Here is a 3,287-nt window from a genome sequence, read left to right on the forward strand (position 1 = left end):
GTCCTGGGTTCGAACCCCAGAGGGATCACAAAAAGACAAGCAGAAGTCTTTACAATTAAAATCAGCACGATTCCTTAGCTCAGCTGGTAGAGCACAACACTTTTAATGTTGGGGTCCTGGGTTCGAACCCCAGAGGGATCACGAAGTAACCGTCGAATTTCCTTCGTCGGTTTTTTTATGCTCTAAATTTTAGTGCTTTATCTTTACAGTTCTATTTAATTAAGATATGACTGATACCACACACTATGAAAGCCTAGTTCGCTTTTTGTTACCTTCAGAGTTACTAGATTATTTTGAAATAAGTAAAGTTGAATTCGCACAGAAGAGATTAAATGTTCATTTGAAAAAAGAATATAGCTCCTCAAGGATATTCCTCAACAGATCTTTTATCAAAAGACTTTCTGCCAGAAATATCAATATAAGATTTTCCTATCAGAGATAAGGCTATGTTTTTGCATATTCGTAGGCGAAGATGGGCTGTTAAACAGGGAGGTAAGATCATCAGCCGGAATTGGGAGTTAACCGCTAAAGGCACCAAATTCACTCAAGAATTTAGATCTTTTTTAAAAGAATTTAATCGATCACTCTCCAGTCAATACTAAAAATTTGGAGCACTATTACCCAATTGACGGGAAGCAGCCACAACAACAATACCGGGATCATTTAAGCAACTTCCAAACCTGGACGCAAAGAGAACATGCGGAGCAATGGATTTTATATTCAGATAATATCGGAGCGAGTTTAAGTTTAGATGAAACAGCTTTATCCAACGGAGATTTGTATACCTTATTAACAAACAAAGCAGCCAAAGGGAGAATAAGGAGCTTTGGTTGCAATGATTAAAGGAACAGATTCAGAGCAGGTCATAAAAATATTAAAAAAGATACCCTATAATAAAAGATGCTTAGTTAAGGAACTAAGTCTGAATATGGCAGCCTCTATGAATAAGATAGCTAAAAAATGTTTTCCTAAAGCATCCCGTGTAACAGACCGTTTTCGTGTGCAGAAATTGGCATTAGATGCAGTTCAGGATATTCGAATCGCATATAGGTGGACAGCTATATCAAGGGAGAGTCAACAAATGCAGGAAGCAAAAGAATAAGATATAGATTATAAACCAAGCGTATACAGCAACGAAGACACAGAAAAGCAACTGCTGGCAAGATCAAGATATCTTTTGTTCAAATCCCAGACGAAATGGTCTGAATCTCAACAAAAAAGAGCTGATATTCTTTTTGAAAATTTTCCTAAGATCAAACAGGCATATGATTTGGCTTCAGAATTAAGACACATTTACTCAAAAATCAAGACTAAAACTGTGGCATACACAAAATTAGCCGTGTAGTATAATAAAGTGAAAGAATTCGGAGATCCTAGATTTAGAACAGTTTCTAATTCAATATATGCGCATTATCGTGGGATACTAAATTTCTTTGATAACAGAACAACCAATGCTTCTGCTGAATCTTTTAATGCCAAAATAAAAGCCTTTAGAGCAACGCTCAGAGGTGTGAGAGATATCCCTTTCTTTTTATTCAGATTAGCTAATATTTATGCTTGAAATTTTAATCCCCAGTAATTCGGCTTGATCCAATGTTTGGATAGCATTCATTTTTTTGGAAAAACAGCTTTATTAATAAGCAATTTTAAGCTTTAACTACAAAATCTCATTAAGTTTCTGCTCCAATTGAAAAAATGTTTGTGGCATAGCAACCAGCTTCATATTAGAATCAATCAAAAACATGCTTGGAGTAACATAGATATTAAACTGTCGGGCAATAGTTCCGTTCAAACCATCAGTATCACAAGCATTAATCCATGAATAATTATTGAAGCTTACTGTTTGTTCCCAAAAATTAAGATTATTGTCCAAAGATAACGCAACAACCTCCAAACCAAGATCTTTATAAGTATAATAAACCTGATTAATTTTATTTAGTAATTCATTGCTATGAACACAACTCGCCGACCAAATTACAATAAGAGTATATTCACTATTAACTTCCGATAAAGATTTTACACGTCCATCTAAAGAATGATATAAAGTAACATCCGGAACAATCCAACCATTAACTACAGATCGTGAATTGTAAATTCGATTTTGAATGGTGCGAGAATTCAACACATATTCGCATGTATTTAAAACTTTATATGCATCAACTACTATATGATAAACCATTGCATATTTTTCTTCCGGATACCTAGTTAATAAGTAATTAGTCATATATTTTTGTGAATCAGGATCTAATTCTGTCATCCAATAAAGTGTGCCAATTACTTTTTTTATTTTCTTAGTACTTTGATTTGCAATCAATTCATCAAAGTGACTCGACTTGAGATACTTTCCAATTTTCTCATAATAAACCGGAGTACCTACCAGTAAAGAATCTGAAAATGCAAAATAATCAAAAAAGTATTTTAAATAATATGCTTCTGCCTTGTTTCCTGTTAGTTTACTATCCGGATAACGTTCTTGTTGCGCCAGAACATAACGAGCAGACCATGAATCGATATGATTTCCCCATAAATCTTTTAGTAATATTTTTCGTTCCCTTTGTAAATGCTTTAATTCAACTCTAATCTCATTCACAATAGAATCACTTCCAATCCCAGCTTCCAATTCTTTACGCAAGTCAAGTACACTATTATTTAACATGTTAAACTCTGACAGATAATACTGATATTGATTGTTTTCATCGTTCTCAGAAAAGCGGAATTCCCCATCGGAGATGCTACCTTTCAAAGAAAATGAAAAATCTGAAGAAGTAACTCTCATATCAATGTGTTCAGACTCATTTGAAATTCGATAAAAACCTGTACTTCCCTTCCATCTATAATCCAAATCTCCATTTGATTTTACAACAGTGCTATCAATTATATAAACTCCTCCCTGATCAGCACTTAATAGAGAAAAGGATTGATTTGCATAAGCTGGCATATTCGCATGAAGTTCCATTTGCGATTGCGCAATAATTGATTCTGAAAATAAAAGTAAGGCAAAAAGAAGATAGCTTCGAAACATATATAACAACTTAAAAAATTATCTCAACTATTAAAATTACAGAAGTATAAAGGTACACATTCTAATAATATATCTCCAAACTGAATTAAAGTAAAACAAAAAGAATAAATTGACTTACAATCCTGTCCTAAACGTTTTTCCACTATCATTATCTCAAACTAGAATCGCACATTTCAGTGGTATTTAAGTCATATTCTAAAATAGCACCCCCTGGATTGCAATTATAGGCTTTGGTTTTGGTTGATCAAAAGGTTCATCGAGCCAT

3 protein-coding genes, 1 tRNA gene and 1 pseudogene are annotated in these 3,287 nt (G+C 33.7%); 4 read left to right on the plus strand and 1 reads right to left on the minus strand.

Annotation, left to right across the window (positions count from 1 at the left end; all coding sequences use genetic code 11):
* Positions 1-68 precede the first annotated feature (68 nt).
* From DLK05_RS16305 to DLK05_RS16315, 4 genes and pseudogenes are all read left to right on the plus strand, one after another.
* Positions 69-141, plus strand: a tRNA-Lys gene (locus DLK05_RS16305).
* Positions 142-431: 290 nt separating this feature from the next.
* Positions 432-602 carry an ISAon1 family transposase N-terminal region protein gene (locus DLK05_RS18560; protein ID WP_438830188.1) on the plus strand — a complete coding sequence of 57 codons (171 nt, stop codon included), beginning with the start codon at positions 432-434 and terminating at the stop codon, positions 600-602.
* A 4-nt stretch (positions 603-606) separates the two neighbouring features.
* Positions 607-843, plus strand: a complete 237-nt coding sequence (locus tag DLK05_RS17865; protein WP_235832025.1) for a hypothetical protein — start codon at positions 607-609, stop codon at positions 841-843.
* Positions 836-1,561 (plus strand): annotated as a pseudogene (locus DLK05_RS16315) (ISAon1 family transposase). The gene DLK05_RS17865 and the pseudogene DLK05_RS16315 overlap by 8 nt, the downstream one beginning before the upstream one ends.
* Before the next feature lie 96 nt (positions 1,562-1,657).
* Here the strand turns inward: DLK05_RS16315 and DLK05_RS16320 are convergent.
* The gene (locus DLK05_RS16320) at positions 1,658-3,022 is read right to left on the minus strand and encodes a peroxiredoxin family protein (protein ID WP_127345069.1); all 1,365 of its coding nucleotides are present in this window, start codon (positions 3,020-3,022) and stop codon (positions 1,658-1,660) included.
* Positions 3,023-3,287 lie beyond the last annotated feature (265 nt).

The organism is Ancylomarina longa (genome assembly GCF_003996985.1).
In the GTDB taxonomy this organism is placed as follows: Bacteria; Bacteroidota; Bacteroidia; order Bacteroidales; family Marinifilaceae; genus Ancylomarina_A; species Ancylomarina_A longa.

What these genes read in the sequence shown, in the direction of transcription:
- DLK05_RS16320 (WP_127345069.1), bottom strand. Translation starts at nt 3,022, where the DNA reads ATGTTTCGAAGCTATCTTCTTTTTGCCTTACTTTTATTTTCAGAATCA.